We start from the raw sequence: 20,680 nt of genomic DNA, 5'->3' as shown, positions 1-20,680 counted from the left end.
CCGGCGATTTGGCCCGCTGTCCGCGGGCGGATACACTGGAGGCACGACGCGGGGTGGAGCAGCTCGGTAGCTCGCTGGGCTCATAACCCAGAGGTCACAGGTTCGAATCCTGTCCCCGCTACCAGTGCGGAAAGGCCCCCGAGGGAATCCCTCGGGGGCCTTTCTGCTGTGCCGGGACGGCCGCCGACCTGTCGGGGAGTCGACGGACGCGGCCGGTCAGTACCAGTGGCGGCGGCCGCCGATGGCCCGGCCGGTAGCGCCGAGGATGGCCAGGATCGCGCCGATGACGATCAGCACGATGCCGATGGTCCACAGGATCGAGATCTTGGCGATGAAGCCGACGACCAGGAGGATCAGGCCGAGGATGATCACGCGTACACCTCTCCTTCGGGGGCTGGATCATCTCCGACAGTAGCGTAGGAGCACGTCGGCGGCCAGCACACGGGGAGGTGAACGGCGGCATCGCCCCGGTCAACGCTGCGATGTCGGATGCGGCGTCGAGTGCATCGGTGCGTCCAGCGCGGCTTCCCGGAACAGGCCGTGGGCGTCGCGGAGCGCCTCGCCGCCCGCGAGCACGGGCAGCGTGAGCAGGGCCACGGTGGTCAGCAGCAGCAGCGGCCGGCGGCGCGGGGGACCGGCCAGCATCATCCGGATCCGCACGTCGGTGTCGGTCGAGGCCACCGACAGGCAGGCTCCGCGGCGCGGCCAGGCGCCGCGTGTCCGCACCGCTGCCTCGAACAGCGCCCGCGCCACCACGGGTCGCGGACCCTGCGCCGTCGAATCCTCGTCGGCCCACCGCTCGGTCGCCAGCGACGTCGCCGCGGGCAGGCCGCGGAGCAGCGGAACGGCCGCAGCCGCCACCCGGGCGGCCAGGTGGTGCAGGTGGTGACGGTGCCGCAGGTGCGAACGCTCGTGGCCGAGGACGACGGCGCGCTCGGCGGCGTCGAACGTCCGGAGCAGCTCGGCGGAGACGACGACGCGGCCGGGACGGCCGGGCACCGCCAGGGCGACGGGGCCCGGCTCGGTCACGACGACCAGCTCCCCGTCACCGGGGGCCAGGGTCCGCGCCAGCCGGTGCGCCTGCCGCAGTTCCACGACCGACCGGACCGCCGCCCAGGCGGTGCGGACGGCGAGCACCGCGAGCAGCAGCGCCGCCGCGGCTCCGACGACGGCCGGCACCGGGTTGCTCCGGTCGAAGACGTCGGGGGACCAGTGCAGGTGCCCGGCCAGCAGGGAGTGGCCGCCGATCAGCGTGGCCGTCAGGATGGCCAGCACCAGCAGCGTGGTCCCGGCCGCGACGAGCCCACCGACCGTCAACAGCCAGGTGGCGGGCCGCGGCGGCAGCCGGGTCGCGGCCGCGGGGCCGAGCAGCCCGAGCGCCGCGCCGAACACGAGAGGGAAGTACACGGCGTAGTGCATCAGCGCTGACTCACTCGTCCTCGGCGTCCGACCTCTCGGACGGGCCCAGGAGCTCGGCCACTGCCGACTCCTCCTGCGGGGACAGTATCCCCACGAAGTGGCGCAGGACCGCCAGTCGGTCGTTCTCGCGGTCCAGGACGGCCCGCATCCTGCGGGCCGCGAGGCCGGCGTCGTCCAACCGCGGCGTGTAGGCATGCGCCCGGCCGACGAGCTGACGGTCCACCGCACCCTTGGCGTGCAGCCGGGTCAGGATCGTCTGGACCGTCGTGTACGCCTTGGCATCGCCCAGCCCGTCCGCCACCTCCGCCGTCGTCAGCGGATGGTCGGCCGCCCACAGCGTGGCGAGCACCTCGGCCTCGAGGTGCCCGGGCGGTTGCCGTTTGCGCACGTGATCGATGCTATCGGCTCCGGTTTGCCGGCCTCCGCCGGGTCGGGACGCCGCGCCACCCGGACGAGTGGCGTCCTACGCCGGTGTAGTGCGGCCACCTACACTGCCGCCGAGGGGCCGGCGCAGGCCGGCCCCACCGTCGCCGGCCCGGTCTCCGACCGCCGGCCGACCGCCGGGAGGCAACCGTGGTCCTGGGCTTCGGGCTCGCGCTGATCGTGATCGGCGCCATTCTGGTGTTCGCCGTCAAGGCGGACGTCTCCGGTTTCGACATCCACACCGTGGGCTGGATCCTGATGGGCGCCGGCGCGTTGCTGTTCGTCATCGGTCTGGCGCTGCTGATCCCGCGGGCCCGCCGGGCGCGCAGCACCGCCGTCACCACCGACGAGTTCGGCCGCCAGTACGTCACGCGGCGCGAGGACCGCATCGACGGCGTCTGAGCCGCCGCGGGCCGGGGCGCGTCAGCGCGCCCCGGCCTGTCCGGTGCGGGTCAGTACTCGTCGCTGCCGGACGGTGCTTGTCGGTGCCGGTCGGTGCCGGTCAGTGCGCGTCGGCGGTCTCCGCCGAGCGGCGCCAGCGGATCCCGGCCTCGATGAATGCGTCGATGTCACCGTCGAAGACCGCCGCCGGGTTGCCGACCTCGAAGTTGGTCCGCAGGTCCTTGACCATCTGGTACGGGTGCAGCACGTAGGACCGCATCTGGTTGCCCCACGAGTTGCCGGCGTCCTTGAGGGCGTCCATCGTCGCCTTCTCCTCCTGGCGGCGGCGCTCCAGCAGCTTGGACTGCAGGACCGCCATCGCCGAGGCCCGGTTCTGGATCTGCGACCGCTCGTTCTGGCAGGACACCACGATGCCGGTCGGCAGGTGGGTGATCCGGACCGCCGAGTCCGTGGTGTTGACGCCCTGGCCGCCGGGGCCGGACGACCGGTAGACGTCGACGCGGATGTCCTTCTCGTCGATCTCGACGTGGTCGCTGGTCTCCACCACCGGCGCGACCTCCACGCCGGCGAACGACGTCTGCCGGCGGCCCTGGTTGTCGAAGGGCGAGATGCGGACCAGGCGGTGCGTGCCCTGCTCCACCGACAGGGTCCCGTAGGCGTACGGGACCTTGACCTGGAAGGTGGCGGACTTGATGCCCGCCTCCTCGGCGTAGGAGGTGTCGTAGACCTCGGTGGCGTAGCCGTGGCGCTCGGACCAGCGCAGGTACATGCGCAGCAGCATCTCGGCGAAGTCCGCGGCGTCGACGCCGCCGGCCTCCGACCGGATGGTGACCAGGGCCTCGCGGGCGTCGTACTCGCCGGACAGCAGGGTCCGGACCTCCATGGTCTCGATCTCGCCGGAGACCGCGGCCAGCTCCGACTGGGCCTCCTCGGCCATCGACGGGTCCTCGTCGGCGAGTTCGAACAGCACCGTGGTGTCGTCCAGCCGGCGCCGGAGGTCCTGCACCCGCTTGAGCTCCGCCTGGGCGTGCGACAACCGGCTGGTGACCTGCTGCGCCTGCGCCTGGTCGTTCCACAGGTCGGGCGCGGAGGCCTGCTCGCTCAGGTCGTCGATCGTCGCCTTCAACCGGTCCACGTCGATCACGGCCTCGATGCTCGACATGGTGGTGTCCAGGGCCTTGAGCGCGGTGGCGACGTCGGGATTCACAGCGGTCCAGCCTACGCGGACCGGCGCCCCCGCCGGTGCCGTCGACTGTCGGGACGGCCCCGAGGCGGCCCCGAGGCTGCCCCGAAGCGGACGCGCGGCGGACGGGCGGCGGACGGGCGGCGGACCGGCCGCGGACGGCAAGCGCGCCGGCGGCGGACCCGGCGGCACTGCCCGGTGGTCGTCCCGGGACCGGCCGGTCGGCGTGCGGAGGGGCGGGTCAGCCCGCGGTGGGCGGCTCGAAGCGATAACCAAGCGTGTCGGCGGACCGGTCGCGGGTGTCCGTCCGGCGGGCGGTGAAGGCGTCGGCCGACGAGGACAGGACGGTGAAGGTGATCGGCCGCTCGAAGCGCTGCTGTACCGAGAAGCGGCCGGCCGGTGTGTACTCGCCAGGCCACGGCTCGGATCCGGCCGCGCCGTCGGGCCGGTACTGCACGCGCCCGCCCGGTAGGAAGCGCAGCCGGCCCGCGCTCCCGACCTCACCGATGTAGTCACCGTCGGTGCGCGGCTGGAAGCTTGCCGACTCGCTCTCGTCGCCCTCGATGGCGGACACGTCGACCGGCCCGGAGCCCTCGTCCGGGTCGTCGTCACCGCGCCGCGAACGGAACGCGTCCCGCAGTCTCATCGCCCACCGTCCCGGTCGCTCGCGCAGCCCTCGCCACTGTCCGCAACCTACCGCGACGACGCCACGGCCGCCGGGGGCGAACGGGGCCCCGGGCGACCCGCGACGGACCTGCACGGCGACATGGGGTGACGGTCAGGCGAACACTCGCATCGTTCGAGTGGAATGCCTGGTCCGGAGCATCACGGACCCATAAACTCCTCGGTGACGGTCCGCTTGGAAATGCCCACGTCGGGGTTCGTCTCTCTGTCGATCAAGAAGATCAGGGCCACGGGTGGGAATGAAGTCTGGCGTGACGCGTCGATCGGTGTCGAGCCCGGGGCTGCCGCCGCGTCGGCGGTGGCCGGCCGGGGTGCGGTCGATGATCATCGTGGGTGCCGTCGCAGCGATGGGGCTGTCCGAGGCCGCGTCCGCCGCGGCCGCCGCACTGCCCACCGCGACGGCCGTGTCGTCACCGGCTGTGGCCACCGTGGCCACCGTGGCGCCGGCGCCCTCGCTCGCCGACTGCTTCACCGCTGCCACGCCGATGACGACGGGTGACTCGCTCGGCGCCGTCCCCGCCGCCACGCCCGGCACCTTCGACGGCGTTCCCCTGAGCCTGGCGCAGGTTGCCGCCGCGCGAACCGTGGTGCTGGTCGGCCGCTCGATGAAGATCACCCGGCGGGGGGTGCGGATCGCCCTGGCCGTCGCGCTGCAGGAGTCGTCGCTCAACCCGGCCGCCGTCCGCGCCGACTACGTCGGGCTGTTCCAGCAGAAAGCCGATCAGGCCAGCGGTCTGTACCTGAACCACGACCGCCGCACCGCGGACGGCGCCGCGCGGATGTTCTTCGAGCAGCTCGTCGCCCGGGTCCCCGGGTACGACACCGACGCCCGGGCCGACTGGGAGGTCGGCGAGGTCGTCCAGCAGAGCGGCGTCGGCCGGAACGTCCTGCAGTGGTTCGGCGTCTCCGAGGCCCTGAGCAACGTCCTGAACCCGGTGATCCGGGTCGGCACCGCCGCCGCGAACGGCGCCTCGGCGCGCTCGGTCACCGCGGCCTCGGCCGCCACCGCCCGCACCGCGGGTTCCGCCGTCACGGACCTGCTGGCCGGTTCCATCCTGACCGCCGGCATGGCCGAGGCCGCTTTCGCCTCGACGCCGATGGCCGGGACCGGCGGGCTGGCCGGTGCCGGCACGTCCGCGGGCGTCACCGACACCGCGTCCGTGGCCGCCGCCCAGGCGGTCCCGGCGGCGCAGCTGTCGCCCCGGGTAGGCGCGGCCATCGTCCCGGCCCTGTACGCGGCGCCCGTGGCGGTGACGGCCCCGGCCGCCGCGCCGGCCACCTCCGGCGCCACCACAACCGACACCGCTCCGGCGACGGCCACCACCACCGCGACGACCAGCGCCACCACGGTGACCGGCACGACCGTCACCACGGTCACCTCCAACGGCATCGCCACGGTCCTCACGGTCACCGGCGCCGCCTCGACGACGTCGACGGCCACCGCGGCCGCCCCGACCACCACCGGGACGACCACAGCTCCGGCGACGACCACGGCTGCGGCCACGACGTCCGCTCCGGCGACCACGTCGGCTCCGGCGACCACATCGGCTCCGTCGACCACGGCCCCGGCCACGACGTCGGCTCCGGCGACCACGTCGGCCCCGGCGACCACGTCGGCTCCGGCGACCACGTCGGCTCCGGCGACGACGTCGGCTCCGGCCACGACGTCGGCTCCGGCGACCACGTCGGCTCCGGCGACCACGTCGGCACCGGCCACGACGTCGGCTCCGGCGACCACTCCGGCCACCACGACCGCCCGGACCAGCGCTGCCACCTCGGCGCCGGCCACGACGAAGTCGTCGACCAGCACGCCGTCCAGCACGACGAAGGCGGCTGCGACCACGACCGTGACCCGCCCCGCGGCCCCGGTCACGGCGGCCCCCGCCACCACGACCGCAGCGCCCGTCGCGCCGAAGCCCGTGCCGGCGCCGCCGGCGACCAAGGGTGACGACACCAAGCCGGACCCCGCCGTCGTCGACACTCCGGCGGCTCCGGTCCCCAGCGGCACCACCGACGACCCCAAGGTTGGCCGGGACGCACCCGCAGCCGGGTCCGGCGGCAGCTCGTCGACCCCGCAGTCGACGAACGACGGCGGCACCTCGGGCGGCACCGCCACACCGCCGACGTCCTCGGACTGCAGCGGCACCGGCACCGGCTCCACCACGTTCGACCCGGGCAACATCATCTCCGACGCGGTGTTCTACAACGCGACGGCGATGACCCGGACCCAGGTGGACCAGTTCGTCACCACCCAGGGCGCTGCCTGCACCTCGAGCTACTGCCTGAAGAACGTCCGGCTGACCACGCCGAACACCCCGGCGGACGCCTACTGCGCGGCCTACACCGGCGGCACCAACGAGACGTTCGGCGCCGTGCTGGCCAAGCTGTCGGTGGCCTGCAAGATCAACCCGCAGGTCATGCTGGTCACGCTGCAGAAGGAGTCGGCGTTGCTGACCCGGACGGACGTCAGCGCGGCGTCCTACGCCGCGGCCTACGGCTGGCACTGCCCGGACACCGGACCCGGCGGCACGGCCAACTGCGACCCGGCCTACGCGGGCCTGTTCAACCAGACCAAGGGCATGGCCCGCCAGTGGGCGCGGTACCGCGTCGACCCGGGCAAGTACAACTTCCACGCCGGCCAGACGGCCACCATCCTGTGGAACGTCGTCGAGTCCGGCTGTGGCGGTGCCCCCGTCTACATCCGCAACCAGGCCACTGCCTCGCTGTACAACTACACGCCCTACCAGCCGAACGCCGCGTCGCTCGCCGCCTACCCGGGCGTCGGGGACAAGTGCAGCACCTACGGCAACCGCAACTTCTTCTTCCTGTTCCAGAAGTACTTCGGCTCGACCGGCGGCGGTGCCTCGGCGGACATCCCGCTGAACGGCGTGACGGTCACCATCCCGTCGATCGCGCACGTGGCGCCTGCCGTGGCCGGCAAGCAGATCGTCGCCCCGAGCGCGGCGGTCGCCAAGGGCCTGGCCGCCGGCTTCGCGGCCATCGGCCTGCCGTACGTGTACGGCGGCGGCACCAACGGCGGCGGCGCCGACCAGGGCTGCGCCCGGGCCGGGGGAGAGCTGAACTCCTGCCAGGGCATCGTCGGGTTCGACTGCTCGGGCCTGACCGGCTACGTCCTCAAGCAGGCCGGCTACCAGATCCCGGGCTACTCCGGGGCGCAGCGGGCCGCCGGCACCTCGGTCCCGTGGTCGCAGGGCCGGCCGGGCGACATCATCGGCTACAACGGCCATGTGGCCGTGTACCTGGGTGTCATCGACGGCACGCCGTACCTGCTGGAGGCGCCGACCGTCGGGATGTTCGTCCAGATCCGGCCGGTGTACTACAGCAACGGCGGGGTGCCGGTCGACTCGGTGCTGCACCGCTACTGGAGCTGATCGGCTCCCTCCGGACCTGACCTCGACGGGCCCGCCGGCAGCTGCCGGCGGGCCCGTCGCCGTCCTCCCCGACGGTGCGGTCGCGCTCGCCCGGGCCGGCTAGGTGAGGGTGTCGAAGGGCGCCGCATACGCCAACCGGCCGCGGACCGCCGGGGCTCCGGGGCGCCGCCGGATCTGGAACGCCCAGGTGGGGATGGCGTCGCGCGGCCGCAGCACTCCCACCGGCTCGGCCTCGACGAAGCCCCAGCGTCCGTAGTAGCGGGGGTCGCCCCTATGACTGCCGGTTCCGGGCGGGCGTCGGTGACCGCCAGCCCGTACCGGACCAGCGCGGACCCGACGCCGCGACGCTGCACGTCGGGCTGCACGGCCAGCGGGCTCAGCTGCAGCAGCTCGACCGCCGGACCGTCCCCGTCCGACAGCACCGACGTCGTGAACAGCAGGTGCCCGACGACCCGCTTGTCGGCGGTCACGGCGACGAACGACAGCTCGCGCCAGGCGGTGTCGTCCCGCAGGGCGTCGACCAGATCCGCGACCGGCGGGCCGCCGAACGCCGCGGCGACCACGGCGCGCACGGCCGACCGGTCACCGGGCCGCTCCGGTCGGATGTCGACGTGCAGCGACTCGGGCGTGTCAGCCCCGGACGACGACGGCGTAGGACCCGGCGCCGAGCACCCGGTCGCCCGGGATCTGGTCGGCCGGGGTCAGCAGGGCGGTGAGGCGGCCGGTGGCGGGGTCGAGGTCCACGTCCTGCGCGGTGCCGACCTCGACGCCGTGGGTGGTCAGCACCCGCTTGCCGAGGATGGCGTGGTGCTTGTTGTGCAGGTCGTCGAGCACCGGGTCGCTGTCCAGCAGCACGTCGTCCGCGGGGACGGTGACCGCGTCGACGCCGAAGGCGGTGATGTCCGACCAGCGCAAGTAGCGGGCCTTGCCCTCGGTTCTGCTCAGAGCCAGCGCGACGACGCGCTGCTCGGAGAAGTCGACGACGTAGCCGTCGACCAGCCCCAGCTGCCGGGCGGACGAGGTGGACACCACCTTGCGGCCACGACCCTCGGTGAACAGCATCAGACGGCTCCCTCGTGCAGCTGCCGGCGGAAGGCGTCCACGGCGTTGCCGAAGCCCTCCATGTTGTCGGTCAGGAACTGCGTCGCCGAGGCCGGCACCATCAGGTGGGTACCGGACGCGGAGATGGTGTCCGGCAGCGGGATGAGCAGGGTCTGCTGGCCGCGGTTCAGGGTCTCGGCGGGATCGATCTCGTAGCCCACGACGTCGGCCTCGGCCTGCTCGCCCGGCAGGATCCCGATGACCACGTCGCGCACCCGGCCCAGGGCCGTCCCCTGGTCGGTCAGCACCTCGGAGCCGAGGACGTCGCCGACGCCCGCGCCGCCCGAGCTGGCCGCGGCGGACGCCAGCACCTCGTCGCGGGGCACGAACACCGCCTCGGACTCGACGATCACGGCGTCCGGCCCGAGCCCGACGACCGCGGGCCAGGGCAGCGCGGTCTTCAGGGGACCGGCGAACAGGCCGCGGCCGGCGAGGGTGAACGCCTCCACCCGGCCACCGTTGGCGCCGTAGACGATGTCCTTGATCTGCGCCACGTCCTCGCCGCCGAACGTGACGACGGGCTTCTTGGCCAGGTCGCTGGCCCGCAGCAGGGTGCTCACCGGTCCCGCCGCTTGCGGCCGTCGGCGATGATCACTCCGCCGGCGCGGCGGCGCGCCTGCAGTGCGATGAAGCCGCCCACCAGGATGGCGATCACCACCACCACGATGATCAGCCAGACCCACCAGTCCATGTCGACTCCCTCGCTCTCGCACGATGGGTGCTGCCTGCGGCGCGGTGCGTTCGGCCGTCCAGCTGCTGTGGTGCCCCGCGGCCGTCGCGATCAAGCAGGAGCCTAGGCCGACGGACCGCGGGCCGCTGGGTGTCTACAGCGTAAACCGCTGCCGGCGGCGCTGCTGCCGGCGGTGCCGGCCTGCCTCAGCCGACCACCGCCGAGTCGTCGATCTTGAGGATGCCGTCCTCGCGGACCATCGAGTACCGGGTCCGTTCCACGGCGGTCCGGCCGTCGGCGAACTGGTAGGTGATGGTGGCCTCGACGGTGCCCGGCGCCGAGCCCTGGGCGCCGGTGGCGCGGACGCTGTCGATGCCGTCCCAGAACCGTTGGTAGGCGGCGCGGCCGTGGGCGATGTCGGCCTGGAAGCGAGGGGTCAACCGCTTCCAGCCCTCGTCGGTGTCCCCGGGGAGCAGCGCGTAGTAGTCGGTCAGGGCCGACGCCAGCTGTGCCGCGGTCGGCGCCGCCCCGTCGTCGCCCGCTCCGGAGTCGCCCGGCTGCTGCCGGCTGGTGCCGTCGTCGCCCCCGCCCGTCCCGGCACCCGGGGTGGACGTCCCGGTCGTTCGGTCGTCGCCCTGGCCGCTGTCACCACCGCCGCTGTCACCACCGCCACTGTCGCCCCCACCCGTCCCGCCCTCGCCGCTGTCACCCCGGGCAGTGGTCGGGGTGGTGGCGACCTCGGTGGTGCGCGGGGTGGCGCGGGTGGTGACCGAGCCGGTGGTCGGGTCGGCCGTGGTGTCGTCGGCGGGTGCGGTGGGCGGCGCGGCCGCGGTGCCGGTCGACCGGCGGAAGCCGGTGGCCCCGGTGGCCCCGGTGGCCCCGGTGGCCCCGGTCGACCTGGTGGCCGTGCTGGGTGGTGTGGACGTGGCGGCCGCCGTCGAGGATGTCGACCGCCTGCTCGCCGGCGCCCCGCCCGCGGTGACCGTCGACGACGACCGGGCCGGCGTGCGGCCGCTGCCGGAGGAGCCGGTCGCGGAGGTGGAGGCGCCGGAGGTCCGCCCGGCGACCGGGTCGCCGGGGTCGCCGCCGGTGCTGCGGACCAGCACGGCGGTGACGACGGCGGCCACCACCAGGACGGCAGCCAGCAGCACCGCCAGCAGCCGCCGGCGTCGTGGGTCTCCCGCCGGCGCGGCCGCGGGCACGGGCCGGCTGGCGGGGACCCCTGGCGGGGCGTCCGCGCTCCCTGCCAGGCCTGGGGCCGAGGTGCGCGGGGACGGCGCGGCGCTCGGAGCCGGAGTGCGCGAGGCCGGGGTCGGCGTGCGTGGAGCCGGCGGGGGTGCGGAGGTGGCCGGCGGGCGCGAGGTGGGCGGCCGGACGGAGAGATCCACGGCGGTCGGTACGGGGACCGCGGCAGGAGCCCGGGGGGACGGCGCCGGCCGGGCGGCAGCGTCGGCCAAGGCCCGCTCCACCTCGGGCATCGGCGGGCGGGCGGCCGGATCGGCGGCCAGCATGCGCAGCAGCAAAGGCGTCCACGGGGTGACCCGCCCCGGCGGCGGCACCGCGCCGGACGCCACCCGGTGCAGCAGCGCCAGCGGGTTGTCGTCCTCGCCGAACGGCGGCGACCCCTCCAGCGCCGCCCACAGCGTCGCGCCCAGCGAGAAGACGTCGGACGCGAAGGAGGCCTCGCCGCCGCGGGCCACCTCCGGCGCCAGGTAGGCGGGCGTCCCGGTGAGCAGGCCGGTCGAGGTCAGCGTGACGTCGCCGATGGCGTGGGCGATGCCGAAGTCGGTGATCATCGCGGTGCCGTCGGCGGTGATCAGCACGTTGCCCGGCTTGACGTCCCGGTGCACCACGCCGACGCGGTGCGCGGCCGACAGCGCGGACGCCACCTGGGTGCCCATGCGTGCGGCCGGCGCCGGGTCGAGCGGGCCGCGCTCGCGCAGCACCGCGGCCAGGTTCGTCGACGGCACCAGCTGCATGACCAGGCAGGGCCGGCCGTCGTGGTCGACGACGTCGTAGAGAGTCACCGCGTAGGGGTGCTGCAGCCGGGCGGTCAGCCGCGCCTCGCGGATGACCCGGTCCTCCGCGAGCCGGGCGTCCTCCGGGCTCAGACCCGGCTGGATGCGCAGCTGTTTGACCGCCACCGGGCGCAGCAGCAGCTGGTCCCAGGCCTCCCACACCGATCCCATGCCGCCGGCGGCGAGCAGCCGGCCCAGCAGGTAGCGCCCGGCGAGCAGCGTGCCCGGTGTCGTCACCGCACCTCCGCTCCGCCCGTGCCTGCCCGTGTGGTCCGTGCCGTCGTCCGTGCCGTGGTCCGTGCCGCCTTCCGGCGACCGGATGCCGCCGGTGGCAGCCACCGACCCTAACCACGCTGCGGGGCACCCGTCCGGTACCCACGGCCTTTTCGTACCCACGGCCGCTCGCCACGACCGTGGACGGACCCCTCGAGGCGGGTGCGGGGAGAAATCACCGGTTCGGGCCGTTCGCGGTCGGCCCGTCGGTTTCCGGGCCGACCGGTGCGGAGCGCCGATCCGCCGGATGACCCGACCGGGCGGTGGCGGCCGGCGCCGTCGTCGGACCGGCGCCGGAGCTGCCACCACCGGTGGACGCAGGCAGGCGCGGAGTTGTCCACAGGTCCCGGCCGACCCCTGTCCCGGGCACTGACCTGCTGTTTAAGGTGCCCAGGTCGTGCAGGCGGGGACCACGGAGGGGTGGCGATGGGGGCGTTCGTCGGTGCCCTGGCCGGAGTCGGCCTGCTGCTCCTGTGGCACGGGTGCACGCGCCGGCCCCGCGCACCGCGGCCACGCGCCCGCACGGAGCGGATGCGCGAGGAGCTGGCCCAGGCCGGGCTGTCCGGCGTGTCCCCGCGGCAGCTGGTGGTGCTGCAGGTGCTGGCCGGTGTCCTGGTCGCCGTGGCGGCCCTGGTGGTCACGGTGTCCGTGTCGGTGTCCGTGATCTTCGGCCTGTTCGCCGCCGCCGGTCCGCGGCTGCTGGTGTCCCGGCTGCGGCGCCGGCGCCAGTCGGACCTGCGGGAGCTGTGGCCGGAGGTCGTGGACAACCTGACCTCCGGCGTCCGCGCCGGGCTGTCGCTGCCCGAGGCGCTGGCGGCGGTCGGGGTGCGCGGGCCGCAGCAGCTGCGCGCCGCTTTCGCCCAGTTCGGCACGGACTATCGGGTCACCGGACGGTTCGACCTGTGCCTGGACCGGCTCAAGGATGCGCTGGCCGACCCGGTGGGCGACCGGGTGTGCGAGTCGCTGCGGGTGGCCCGCGAGGTGGGCGGCACCGACCTGGGCCGGCTGCTGACGACGCTGTCCGCGTTCCTGCGGGAGGACGCCAGGACCCGTGCGGAACTGCTGGCCCGGCAGTCCTGGTCGGTCAACGCCGCCCGGATGGCGGTGGCCGCACCGTGGTTGGTGCTGGTCCTGCTGGCCACCCAGCGGGAGACCCTGTCCGCGTACGACACCCCCACCGGCACCTCGATCCTCGTGGTCGGCGCGGTGCTGTCGGTGGCCGCCTACCGGCTGATGGTCCGGATCGGCCGGCTGCCCGAGGACCGGCGGGTGCTGCGGTGAGCGGTGTCCGGTGAACCTCGCCGTCGTCGGCGGCCTGCTCGGGGCGGTCGCCGCGGCCGGCGTGCTGCTGGCCGTGCTGGCCGCCCCGCCGCTGCGCCGGCTCTCGCTCGGCGACCGGGTCGCGCCGTACCTGGGGGACACCTCGGCCCCGTCCCGGCTGCTGGCCGCGGACGCCGAGGCGGGACGCGGCGGGGCGCTGGCCCGGCTGACCGCCCCGGCCGTGCGGGACGCGGTGCGCTTCCTCGACCGGCTGGTCGGCGGCCAGGCGTCGGTGCGGCGCCGGCTGCAGACCCTCGACTCGCCGATGACCGTCGAGCAGTTCCGTGCCGAGCAGGTGGTGTGGGGCGCCGCCGGCGCGGCCACCGGGCTCGGCCTGGGGCTGCTCGCCGTGCTGTTCGGTCAGAGCAATCCCGTCGTGGTCGCGCTGCTGGTGCTGGCCTGCACCGCCGGCGGGGTGCTCGGCCGGGACTGGTGGCTGTCGCAGGCCGCCGCCCGCCGGGACGCCGACGTGCTGAGCGAGTTCCCGGTCGTGGCGGAGATGCTGGCGCTGGCCGTCACCGCCGGGGAGGGACCCGTCGGCGCCATCGACCGCATCTCGCGGCTGGCCCGCGGTCACCTGGTCGACCAGTTGGCGTCCATCCTCGCCGACACCCGTGCCGGCACACCGCTGCTCGCGGCCCTGACCGCGCTGCGCGACCGCACCCGGCTCGAGCCGCTGGCCCGGTTCCTGGACGGGATGGCCGTCGCCGTCGAGCGCGGGACACCGCTCGCCGACGTCCTGCGCGCCCAGGCCGCCGACGTCCGCGATCTGGGCAAACGCCGGCTGCTCGAGGCAGGCGGCAAGAAGGAGATCGCCATGATGGTGCCGGTGGTCTTCCTCGTCCTGCCGATCACGATCCTCTTCGCCCTCTACCCGGGCCTCATCGCCATCACCACGGTGGCCCGGTGAGATGCCCTGCCCTCCCGACCGTCCCGCTCCACCAGACCGAGGAGACCACCATGGTGAGCCGGCTGTTCCTGCTGCTGCTCGGTCGGCTGGCCGACCTGACCCGTCGCCCACCACCCCGCCGCCCGGCCGGCGCCGCCGACCGCGGCGACGTCCCGGGCTGGGTGATGATCACGGTGATGACCGCGATCGTGGTCATCGCCCTGCTCGCGGTGTTCAAGCAGCAGGTGCTGGACGCCGTCACCAACGCCTTCCGCACGGTCACCGGCTCCGGGGGCTGAACGGCCCGGCGGCCGCGGACGGCGACCGCGGCTCGGCGGTGGCCGAGTTCGCGATGGTGTCCGTCCTGCTCCTGCTGCTGTTCCTGGCCCTGGTCACCGTCGGGCTGTGGGCCTACGCCCGGACCCTGCTGACCTCCGCGGCGGCGCAGGCGGCGCGGTACGCGGCGAACGCCGACGTCCCGGACGCGGTGGCCGCCGACCGGGCGAGGGCCCTGCTGTCCGGGAGCGTGGCCGGCGGCACTGCCGGCACCGTCCGGTGCAGCTGGTCGGCGGACGGGCTGCTCGTCGAGGTCACCTGCACCATGCGGGCTCCCGGCCCGGTGGCCCTGCTCGACGGCGTGCTGCCGGACATCACCGTCACCGGGCACTCGCTGCGGGAGGAGAGATAAACACCGAGGACGCGGACACGGACACGGACACGGACACGGACCCGGGCGACGGGGACGCCGGCCGGGCGGTCGTCGAGGTCGTCGTGCTCGCCGTGCTGGTGTTGATCCCGGCGGTCTACATCCTGGTGGCGCTGCTGCGCATCCAGGCCGTGACCCTGGCGGTGGACCAGGCGGCGCGGGACGCCGGCCGGGCCATGGACTCGGCCGCGTCCGTCGCGGACGGGGCCGCGCGAGCGCGTGCCGTCGCCGAGATCGACCTTGCCGACCAGCGTCTCGGCGGCAGCGCGCTGACGGTGCGGTTCGTCGCCGCCGGATCCGCCTGCACGGCGGAGCACGAGATCGCGCCGTCGCTGGCCGCCGGCAGCGTCTACGACGTCTGCGTCACCGCGGTGCTGACCCTGCCCGGGGTGCCGAGCGTGATCTCCGGCCGGACCAACACGGTGACCGGCGTCTACACGGTGCACGTGGGCGAGCTGCGGGAGGGGGCGTGAGGCACGGGCGGGACCGCGGCTCGGTCACCCCGCTGGTGCTGGGCATGCTGGCCTGCCTGTTGCTGCTGGCGGCCGGCGTGACCGCGGCCGGGTCGGCCTTCCTGGGCGGGCAGCGCACACAGAACCTGTGCGACGGCGCCGCCGCGGCCGCCGCCGACGCCATCGACCCGCGGACGGGCGGCGCGGGACAGGAGGACGCCGCCGTCGCGGCCGCCCAGCGGTACCTGGCGGTCCGCGGCGAAACCGTCGGCGTGGTGGTCGGCGTCGACGCCGGCACCGTCCGGGTGACCTGCACCGCGGACGTCCCCGTCGCCTTCGGGGTGGTGTTCGGGCACCCGACGCTGCGGCGCACGGTCACCGCGGCGGGCACCCCGGTGTGGCGTGACCAGGCGCGCTGAGCCCAGGCTGTGCTGGTGACGGCCCTCCCGTCGTGCTTGCATGGCCGGCGTGAGCAGTCGCGAGGAGACCACCGGACAGTTCGCCGAGCCCGGAGCGGCCGGGCAGCCGGCGCACGAGCCGCACTCCAACCTGGGTCGGCTGAACTGGCTGCGGGCCGGGGTGCTCGGCGCCAACGACGGAATCGTGTCCGTCGCCGGGCTGGTGGTCGGCGTGGCCGGTGCCACCACCGCGCGCGGGCCGCTGTTCACCGCGGGTATCGCCGGGCTGGTGGCCGGCGCCGTGTCGATGGCGCTCGGCGAGTACGTCTCGGTGAGCAGCCAGCGGGACTCGGAGCGGGCGCTGCTGGCGCTGGAGGTGCAGGAGCTGCGGGATACGCCCGAGGAGGAGTTCGAGGAACTCGTCGCGCTCTACGAGGCCAAGGGTCTGCGGCCGGCGACGGCGCGGCAGGTCGCCACCGAGCTGACCGAGCACGACGCGCTGGCCGCGCACCTGGACGCCGAACTGCACCTGGACCCCGACGACCTGGCGAACCCGTGGCAGGCGGCGGGCGCGTCGGCGCTGTCCTTCACCCTCGGCGCGCTGCTGCCGCTGCTGGCGATCCTCCTGCCACCCCCGGCCTGGCGGGTGCCGGTGACGGTGGTCGCCGTCCTGCTGGCGCTGGCGTTGACCGGAGCCGGCAGTGCCCGGATCGGCGGAGCATCGGGACGGCTCGCCGTCGCCCGGGTGGTCACCGGAGGAGCCATCGGGCTCGCCGTCACCTATGCGATCGGCTCGCTGTTCGGCACCGCGGTGAGCTGACACCGGCGGCGGCATGCAGCGCGCGGCACGGGGAACAGTGCGGGCGTGCCACGACTGCGCAGAACGCACCCCGGCCAGCCCGGATACACCCGCCGCCGCCGCGGCAAGGGCTGGCAGTACCTGGACCGGACCGGCGCCGCCGTCCGCGACCCCGAGACCGTCGAGCGGATCAACGGACTCGTCATCCCACCGGCCTGGCAGGACGTCTGGATCACGCCCTACCCGAACGGTCACCTGCAGGCGGTCGGGACGGACGCCGCCGGCCGGCGCCAGTACCTCTACCACCCGTACTGGCAGGAGAGCCGGCACCGGGCCAAGTTCGAGCGGGTCATCGACTTCGGCAAGCAGCTGCCGAGCGCGCGCCGCACCGTCGACCAGCACCTGGCCCTGCCCGGGATGCCGCGAGAACGCGCCCTGGCCACCGCGTTCCGGCTGCTGGACCGCGGGCACTTCCGCATCGGCGGCGAGGTGTACGCCGAGACCAACGGCAGCTTCGGGCTCGCGACGCTGCGCCGCGAGCACGTCCGCCGGGAACGCAACCAGCTGGTCTTCGACTACACCGCCAAGTCCGGCCTGCACCGCATCGAGCGCATCGAGGACCCGGAGCTGCTCGACGCGGTCGGCACCATGCGGCTGCGCCGCGGCGGCGGCGACGAGCTGCTGGTGTTCCGGGACGGCCGGCACTGGCGGCACATCGGATCCGCCGACATCAACGCCTATCTCAAGGACGTGCTGTCGGAGAACATGTCCGCCAAGGACTTCCGCACCTGGCACGGGACGGTGCTGGCCTCCGTGGCGCTCGCGCAGCTGGCCACCGCCCGTGACCCGCGGCGCAAGCCGTCCAAGACGGCGACCGCCAAGGCGGTCCGCACCGCGGTGGTCGCCACGTCCCAGCTGCTGGGCAACACGCCCGCGGTGGCGCGGTCGTCGTACATCGACCCGCGGGTGATCTCCGCCTACGAGCAGGACCAGACCGTGTCCACCGCCGTCACTCGGGCGCTGCGCACGCTGGCCGCGGACCTGCCGGACCTGACGGACGCCGAACAGGTCGGCCTGGTGCTGTCCCGGGTCGCCGCCGTGCCGGCCGTGGAGAAGGCGGTCCTGACCCTGCTGCAGTCCTGACGCCGGCCGGCGGCCGGCCGGCGGCCGGCACCGTCAGCCGGCTCGGCCCCCGGGCCGGGCGGCCGCGCCGTGCAGTGCGGTGGCGTCCGCGAGGACCGCGGCGGCGTCGGGGGAGTTCGGCACGTCGAGCGCGGCGCCGGCGGTCCCGATCGCGGCGACGACGTGTCCGGGGTGCTCGTCGGCCGCCACCGCGTCCGCGTGCACGAAGTGCCGGCCGCGCAGTGCGGACGCCACCACGGCCACGAGCAGCAGGACGACCGAGGCCGTGAACGCCACCACCAGGCCGTGGTGGAAGGCGTCGGAGATCAGGTGCGGGAAGAAGGTGCGGCCCGTCAGCGTCGCCACGTCCGCGCCGCCCCCGGCCTGCAGCTGCGCCGGGTCGACCTCCTGCAGCAGCTGCCGGACCGGGTTGTCGCCGAGGAACGCGGCGAACAGCGTGCCGACCGGCGGCACCCCGGAGATGGCCGTCGCCGCCTCGGGGTGCACGCCGAGGCCGGTCAACCCGTCGTACAGCGAGGACGGCAGGCGGCTGGACAGGCCCACCGCCATGAGCGTGAAGAATCCGCCCATCGACAGCACCATGCCGGCGTTCATGCCGGTGGCCCGGACGCCCGACGCGGCCCCGCGCTGCGCGGCCGGCACCGCGTTCATGATCGCCGCGGAGTTCGGCGCCGCCAGCAGGCCGGAACCGATCCCGTTGAGCGCCAGCAGGGCGGCGAACACCGGGTAGGAGAAGTCGGCCGGGACGAGCATGAGACCGACGAAGGTCAGCGCGGTCAGCAGCAGGCCGCCGGTGGCGAACAGGCGGGCGCCGAACCGGTCCGACAGCGCCCCGGACAGCGGACCGGCGACCAGGAAGCCCACGGTGAGCGGCAGCATGTAGATGCCGGCCCACAGCGGCGTCTGCTCGAAGTCGTACCCGTGCAGCGGCAGCCAGATGCCCTGCAGCCAGATGATCAGGATGAACTGCAGCCCGCCGCGGGCCATCGCGGACAGGAAGTTGACCAGGTTGCCCGCGGCGAAGGCCCGGATGCGGAACAGCCGCAGATCCACCATCGGGTCGGTGACGCGGAGCTCGATCGCGACGAAGGCGGACAGCAGCACCACTCCGCCGATCAACCCCGTGAGCACGGTCGGGCTGGTCCAGCCTATGGTGTGCCCGCCGTAGGGCTGCAGGCCGTAGGTGATCGCCACCAGCAGGGCCACCAGTCCCGCACCGAAGGTCAGGTTGCCCCACCAGTCGATGCGCGCGGCCGTCGCCGTCCGGCGCGAGTCGTGCAGCGTCCGGTACCCCATCCAGGTGCCCCAGAGGCCCACCGGCACCGAGACCCAGAAGACCGCCCGCCAGCTCCATTCGGACAGCAACCCGCCGATGACCAGGCCGAGGAACGAGCCGGCCAGGCCGGCGACCTGGTTGACGCCCAGCGCGAAGCCGCGCCGGGCCGGTGGGAAGGCGTCGGTGATGATCGCCGTGGAGTTGGCGGTCACCATGGCTCCGCCGACGCCTTGGACCACCCGCAGCACGATGAGCTCGACCGCCCCCGCGGCGCCGCCCGAGGGCACCAGCGCGCAGGCCACGGACGCCACGGTGAAGATCAGGAAGCCGAGGTTGAACAGCCGGGCCCGGCCGTACTGGTCGCCGAGCCGGCCGAAGGTCACCACCAGCACCGCGGTGACCAGCAGATAGCCCATGAGCATCCAGAGCAGGTAGGAGATGTTCTCCGGTGCCAGGGGATCCAGGCCGAGTCCGGCGAAGATCGCCGGCAGGGAGATCAGCAGGATCGACGAGTTCAGGGTCGCCGCCAGCACGCCGACCGTGGTGACCGACAGCGCGGTCCGCCGCCGGTGTGCCTGCGCCCGGTCCACTCCGGTGGTGTGCATCGCGCCTCCCGTTCCGCAACTGGTTGCCGATGCTAACGAATTGCCCGGGCGACGGAACCCCTCCCCGGTGTGGCGCCCGACGCACCGCCCGGTCCGCCCCGGCGCCCGGCTTGCAGGGCGTGCACTACCCTGGGACCCGGTGAGCCGGGAAGTCTGGTCGGCGCGTGACTCGCCCGTGCCCGACTCCAGGAGCCGCCCGTGCCCGCACCCTCCGACCTCCCCGTGCTCCGGCTGTTCGGTCGCGGGTCCTGGCCCGAGTACGGCCGGATCGCCGCGATCCTGCGCCGGGAGACCGTCGGCGGCGTGCTGCTGCTGGCCGCGACCGTGCTGGCGCTGGCCTGGGCCAACTCGCCGTGGGGCGAGAGCTACCAGTGGTTGCGCGAGGTGCGGCTGGGGCCCTCCGCGCTGCACCTGGACCTCTCGCTCGAGCAGTGGGCGGCGGACGGCCTGCTGGCGATCTTCTTCTTCGTGGCCGGGCTGGAGCTGAAACGGGAGTTCGTCGCCGGCGACCTGCGCAGCGTCCGGCGGGCCGCCGTGCCGGTGGCCGCCGCCGTCGGCGGCATGGCCGTCCCGGCGTTGATCTACGTCGGGATGAACCTGGGGTCGCACGACGGGGCGCTGGCCGGCTGGGCCATCCCGACGGCCACCGACATCGCGTTCGCGCTGGCCGTGCTGGCGGTCATCAGCACCCACCTGCCGTCGGCGTTGCGGACGTTCCTGCTGGCGCTGGCGGTGGTCGACGACCTGCTGGCCATCGTGGTCATCGCCTTCTTCTACTCCGCCGAGCTGCACCCGCTCTACCTGGTGCTGGCGCTGCTGCCGCTGGCGGCGTTCACCGTCGCCGTCCAGCGCCGGGTCCGCAACCCGGCGGTGCTGCTGCCGCTGGCGGTCGCGACCTGGGCGCTCGTGCACGCCTCGGGCATCCACGCCACCGTCGCCGGCGTGCTGCTCGGCTTCGCGGTGCCGGTGCTGAGCAGCCGGTCTGCCGGCGGTCCGGACGCCGGGCCCGGGCTGGCCGAGCATTTCGAGCACCGCTTCCGCCCGCTGTCGGCCGGGGTGGCGGTGCCGGTCTTCGCCTTCTTCGCCGCCGGCGTCGCGGTCGGCGGTTGGAGCGGGTTGACCGCATCGCTCTCGGACCGGGTGGCGCTCGGGATCGTCGTCGGCCTGGTGCTGGGCAAGGCGGTCGGCGTGCTCGGTGGCACGGCGCTGGCGTCCGCGGTCTTCCGGATGCCCCTGGCCGAGGGACTGCGGTGGCGGGACATCGCCGGGGTGGCCGTGCTCGCCGGGATCGGCTTCACGGTGTCGTTGCTGATCGGCGACCTGGCGTTCGGGGCCGGGACCGAGCGGGACGACCGGGTCAAGGTGGGCGTGCTGGCCGCCTCGTTGCTCGCGGCGCTGCTGGCCTCGGTGTTCCTGCGCGCCAGTAACCGGACCTGGCGCCGGTTCGCCGTGGAGGAGGCCGAGGACGCCGACCAGGACGGCGTGCCGGACGTCTTCGCGACGGACCGGCCACGTAGCGGGGCCTGA

General features: G+C 74.4%; 22 protein-coding genes and 1 tRNA gene. 12 read left to right on the top strand and 11 right to left on the bottom strand.

Translation table 11 applies throughout. From position 1 onward, the window contains the following. Positions 1-47: 47 nt before the first annotated feature. Positions 48-124 (top strand) — tRNA-Met (locus IEY37_RS14720). Between the two features lie 92 nt (positions 125-216). Here IEY37_RS14720 and IEY37_RS14715 read toward each other — a convergent pair. From IEY37_RS14715 to IEY37_RS14705, 3 genes are all read right to left on the bottom strand, one after another. After that, positions 217-372, bottom strand: coding sequence for a DUF6131 family protein (locus IEY37_RS14715; protein WP_188942820.1), 156 nt, complete (start codon positions 370-372; stop codon positions 217-219). Positions 373-471: 99 nt separating this feature from the next. Next, complete coding sequence (locus IEY37_RS14710; protein ID WP_188942818.1) at positions 472-1,419, bottom strand: M48 family metalloprotease; 948 nt, start codon at positions 1,417-1,419, stop codon at positions 472-474. A 10-nt stretch (positions 1,420-1,429) separates the two neighbouring features. Then, entirely contained in the window at positions 1,430-1,807 is a 378-nt protein-coding gene (locus IEY37_RS14705) for a BlaI/MecI/CopY family transcriptional regulator (protein WP_229674452.1), read from the bottom strand. A gap of 185 nt (positions 1,808-1,992) precedes the next feature. Between IEY37_RS14705 and IEY37_RS14700 the strand changes: the two genes are divergently transcribed. Continuing rightward, entirely contained in the window at positions 1,993-2,244 is a 252-nt protein-coding gene (locus tag IEY37_RS14700) for a DUF6458 family protein (protein ID WP_188942816.1), read from the top strand. A 100-nt stretch (positions 2,245-2,344) separates the two neighbouring features. Here IEY37_RS14700 and prfB read toward each other — a convergent pair whose 3' ends face one another. Both prfB and IEY37_RS14690 read right to left on the bottom strand, forming a co-directional pair. Then, entirely contained in the window at positions 2,345-3,451 is a 1,107-nt protein-coding gene (prfB, locus tag IEY37_RS14695) for a peptide chain release factor 2 (RefSeq protein WP_188942814.1), read from the bottom strand. A 217-nt stretch (positions 3,452-3,668) separates the two neighbouring features. Beyond that, positions 3,669-4,073, bottom strand: coding sequence for a hypothetical protein (locus tag IEY37_RS14690; RefSeq protein ID WP_188942811.1), 405 nt, complete (start codon positions 4,071-4,073; stop codon positions 3,669-3,671). A gap of 358 nt (positions 4,074-4,431) precedes the next feature. Between IEY37_RS14690 and IEY37_RS22175 the strand changes: the two genes are divergently transcribed. Beyond that, complete coding sequence (locus IEY37_RS22175) at positions 4,432-7,503, top strand: C40 family peptidase (protein ID WP_229674451.1); 3,072 nt, start codon at positions 4,432-4,434, stop codon at positions 7,501-7,503. Here IEY37_RS22175 and IEY37_RS22820 read toward each other — a convergent pair. The 5 genes from IEY37_RS22820 to IEY37_RS14665 all read right to left on the bottom strand — a co-directional run bounded on the left by IEY37_RS22820 (position 7,491) and on the right by IEY37_RS14665 (position 11,529). After that, positions 7,491-8,066 (bottom strand): GNAT family N-acetyltransferase, encoded by a 576-nt coding sequence (locus IEY37_RS22820; RefSeq protein ID WP_373298349.1) that lies wholly within the window; start codon positions 8,064-8,066, stop codon positions 7,491-7,493. The genes IEY37_RS22175 and IEY37_RS22820 overlap by 13 nt on opposite strands. Before the next feature lie 67 nt (positions 8,067-8,133). After that, the gene (locus IEY37_RS14675) at positions 8,134-8,565 is read right to left on the bottom strand and encodes a PRC-barrel domain-containing protein (RefSeq protein ID WP_188942809.1); all 432 of its coding nucleotides are present in this window, start codon (positions 8,563-8,565) and stop codon (positions 8,134-8,136) included. After that, positions 8,565-9,164, bottom strand: a complete 600-nt coding sequence (locus tag IEY37_RS14670) for a PRC-barrel domain-containing protein (RefSeq protein WP_188942807.1) — start codon at positions 9,162-9,164, stop codon at positions 8,565-8,567. The genes IEY37_RS14675 and IEY37_RS14670 overlap by 1 nt, the downstream gene beginning before the upstream one ends. Then, a complete protein-coding gene (locus tag IEY37_RS22560) occupies positions 9,161-9,295 on the bottom strand; it encodes a hypothetical protein (protein ID WP_268238013.1) in 135 nt (44 codons plus the stop codon). The genes IEY37_RS14670 and IEY37_RS22560 overlap by 4 nt, the downstream gene beginning before the upstream one ends. A 185-nt stretch (positions 9,296-9,480) precedes the next feature. Further along, complete coding sequence (locus tag IEY37_RS14665) at positions 9,481-11,529, bottom strand: serine/threonine-protein kinase (protein WP_188942805.1); 2,049 nt, start codon at positions 11,527-11,529, stop codon at positions 9,481-9,483. 462 nt (positions 11,530-11,991) lie between these two features. Here IEY37_RS14665 and IEY37_RS14660 point away from each other — a divergent pair, with 462 nt between their 5' ends. From IEY37_RS14660 to IEY37_RS14625, 8 genes are all read left to right on the top strand, one after another. Continuing rightward, the gene (locus IEY37_RS14660) at positions 11,992-12,846 is read left to right on the top strand and encodes a type II secretion system F family protein (RefSeq protein WP_188942803.1); all 855 of its coding nucleotides are present in this window, start codon (positions 11,992-11,994) and stop codon (positions 12,844-12,846) included. Positions 12,847-12,856: 10 nt separating this feature from the next. After that, complete coding sequence (locus IEY37_RS14655) at positions 12,857-13,795, top strand: type II secretion system F family protein (RefSeq protein WP_188942801.1); 939 nt, start codon at positions 12,857-12,859, stop codon at positions 13,793-13,795. Further along, positions 13,792-14,073, top strand: coding sequence for a hypothetical protein (locus IEY37_RS14650; RefSeq protein WP_188942800.1), 282 nt, complete (start codon positions 13,792-13,794; stop codon positions 14,071-14,073). The genes IEY37_RS14655 and IEY37_RS14650 overlap by 4 nt, the downstream gene beginning before the upstream one ends. A gap of 38 nt (positions 14,074-14,111) precedes the next feature. Further along, positions 14,112-14,462, top strand: coding sequence for a TadE/TadG family type IV pilus assembly protein (locus IEY37_RS14645; protein ID WP_188942798.1), 351 nt, complete (start codon positions 14,112-14,114; stop codon positions 14,460-14,462). An 83-nt stretch (positions 14,463-14,545) separates the two neighbouring features. After that, entirely contained in the window at positions 14,546-14,953 is a 408-nt protein-coding gene (locus IEY37_RS14640; RefSeq protein WP_188942796.1) for a hypothetical protein, read from the top strand. Continuing rightward, positions 14,950-15,351, top strand: coding sequence for a pilus assembly protein TadG-related protein (locus IEY37_RS14635; protein ID WP_188942795.1), 402 nt, complete (start codon positions 14,950-14,952; stop codon positions 15,349-15,351). Before IEY37_RS14640 ends, IEY37_RS14635 begins: the two co-directional genes overlap by 4 nt. A 49-nt stretch (positions 15,352-15,400) precedes the next feature. Then, a complete protein-coding gene (locus IEY37_RS14630; protein WP_229674450.1) occupies positions 15,401-16,150 on the top strand; it encodes a VIT1/CCC1 transporter family protein in 750 nt (249 codons plus the stop codon). Between the two features lie 45 nt (positions 16,151-16,195). Beyond that, the gene (locus IEY37_RS14625) at positions 16,196-17,272 is read left to right on the top strand and encodes a DNA topoisomerase IB (RefSeq protein WP_188942793.1); all 1,077 of its coding nucleotides are present in this window, start codon (positions 16,196-16,198) and stop codon (positions 17,270-17,272) included. A 33-nt stretch (positions 17,273-17,305) separates the two neighbouring features. On the opposite strand, the gene IEY37_RS14620 is transcribed toward IEY37_RS14625, so the two are convergent. Beyond that, the gene (locus IEY37_RS14620) at positions 17,306-19,153 is read right to left on the bottom strand and encodes an MFS transporter (RefSeq protein WP_188942792.1); all 1,848 of its coding nucleotides are present in this window, start codon (positions 19,151-19,153) and stop codon (positions 17,306-17,308) included. A 198-nt stretch (positions 19,154-19,351) separates the two neighbouring features. Between IEY37_RS14620 and nhaA the strand changes: the two genes are divergently transcribed. Next, entirely contained in the window at positions 19,352-20,680 is a 1,329-nt protein-coding gene (gene nhaA, locus IEY37_RS14615) for a Na+/H+ antiporter NhaA (protein WP_229674449.1), read from the top strand.

The organism is Nakamurella endophytica (assembly GCF_014646215.1).
Classification (GTDB): Bacteria; Actinomycetota; Actinomycetes; order Mycobacteriales; family Nakamurellaceae; genus Nakamurella; species Nakamurella endophytica.
This window is presented reverse-complemented; position numbering and strand designations above follow the sequence as displayed.

What these genes read in the sequence shown, in the direction of transcription:
- IEY37_RS22175 (WP_229674451.1), top strand. Translation starts at nt 4,432, where the DNA reads ATGATCATCGTGGGTGCCGTCGCAGCGATGGGGCTGTCCGAGGCCGCG.
- IEY37_RS14710 (WP_188942818.1), bottom strand. Translation starts at nt 1,419, where the DNA reads ATGCACTACGCCGTGTACTTCCCTCTCGTGTTCGGCGCGGCGCTCGGG.
- IEY37_RS14620 (WP_188942792.1), bottom strand. Translation starts at nt 19,153, where the DNA reads ATGCACACCACCGGAGTGGACCGGGCGCAGGCACACCGGCGGCGGACC.
- IEY37_RS14690 (WP_188942811.1), bottom strand. Translation starts at nt 4,073, where the DNA reads ATGAGACTGCGGGACGCGTTCCGTTCGCGGCGCGGTGACGACGACCCG.
- IEY37_RS14660 (WP_188942803.1), top strand. Translation starts at nt 11,992, where the DNA reads ATGGGGGCGTTCGTCGGTGCCCTGGCCGGAGTCGGCCTGCTGCTCCTG.
- IEY37_RS14675 (WP_188942809.1), bottom strand. Translation starts at nt 8,565, where the DNA reads ATGCTGTTCACCGAGGGTCGTGGCCGCAAGGTGGTGTCCACCTCGTCC.
- IEY37_RS22560 (WP_268238013.1), bottom strand. Translation starts at nt 9,295, where the DNA reads ATGGACTGGTGGGTCTGGCTGATCATCGTGGTGGTGGTGATCGCCATC.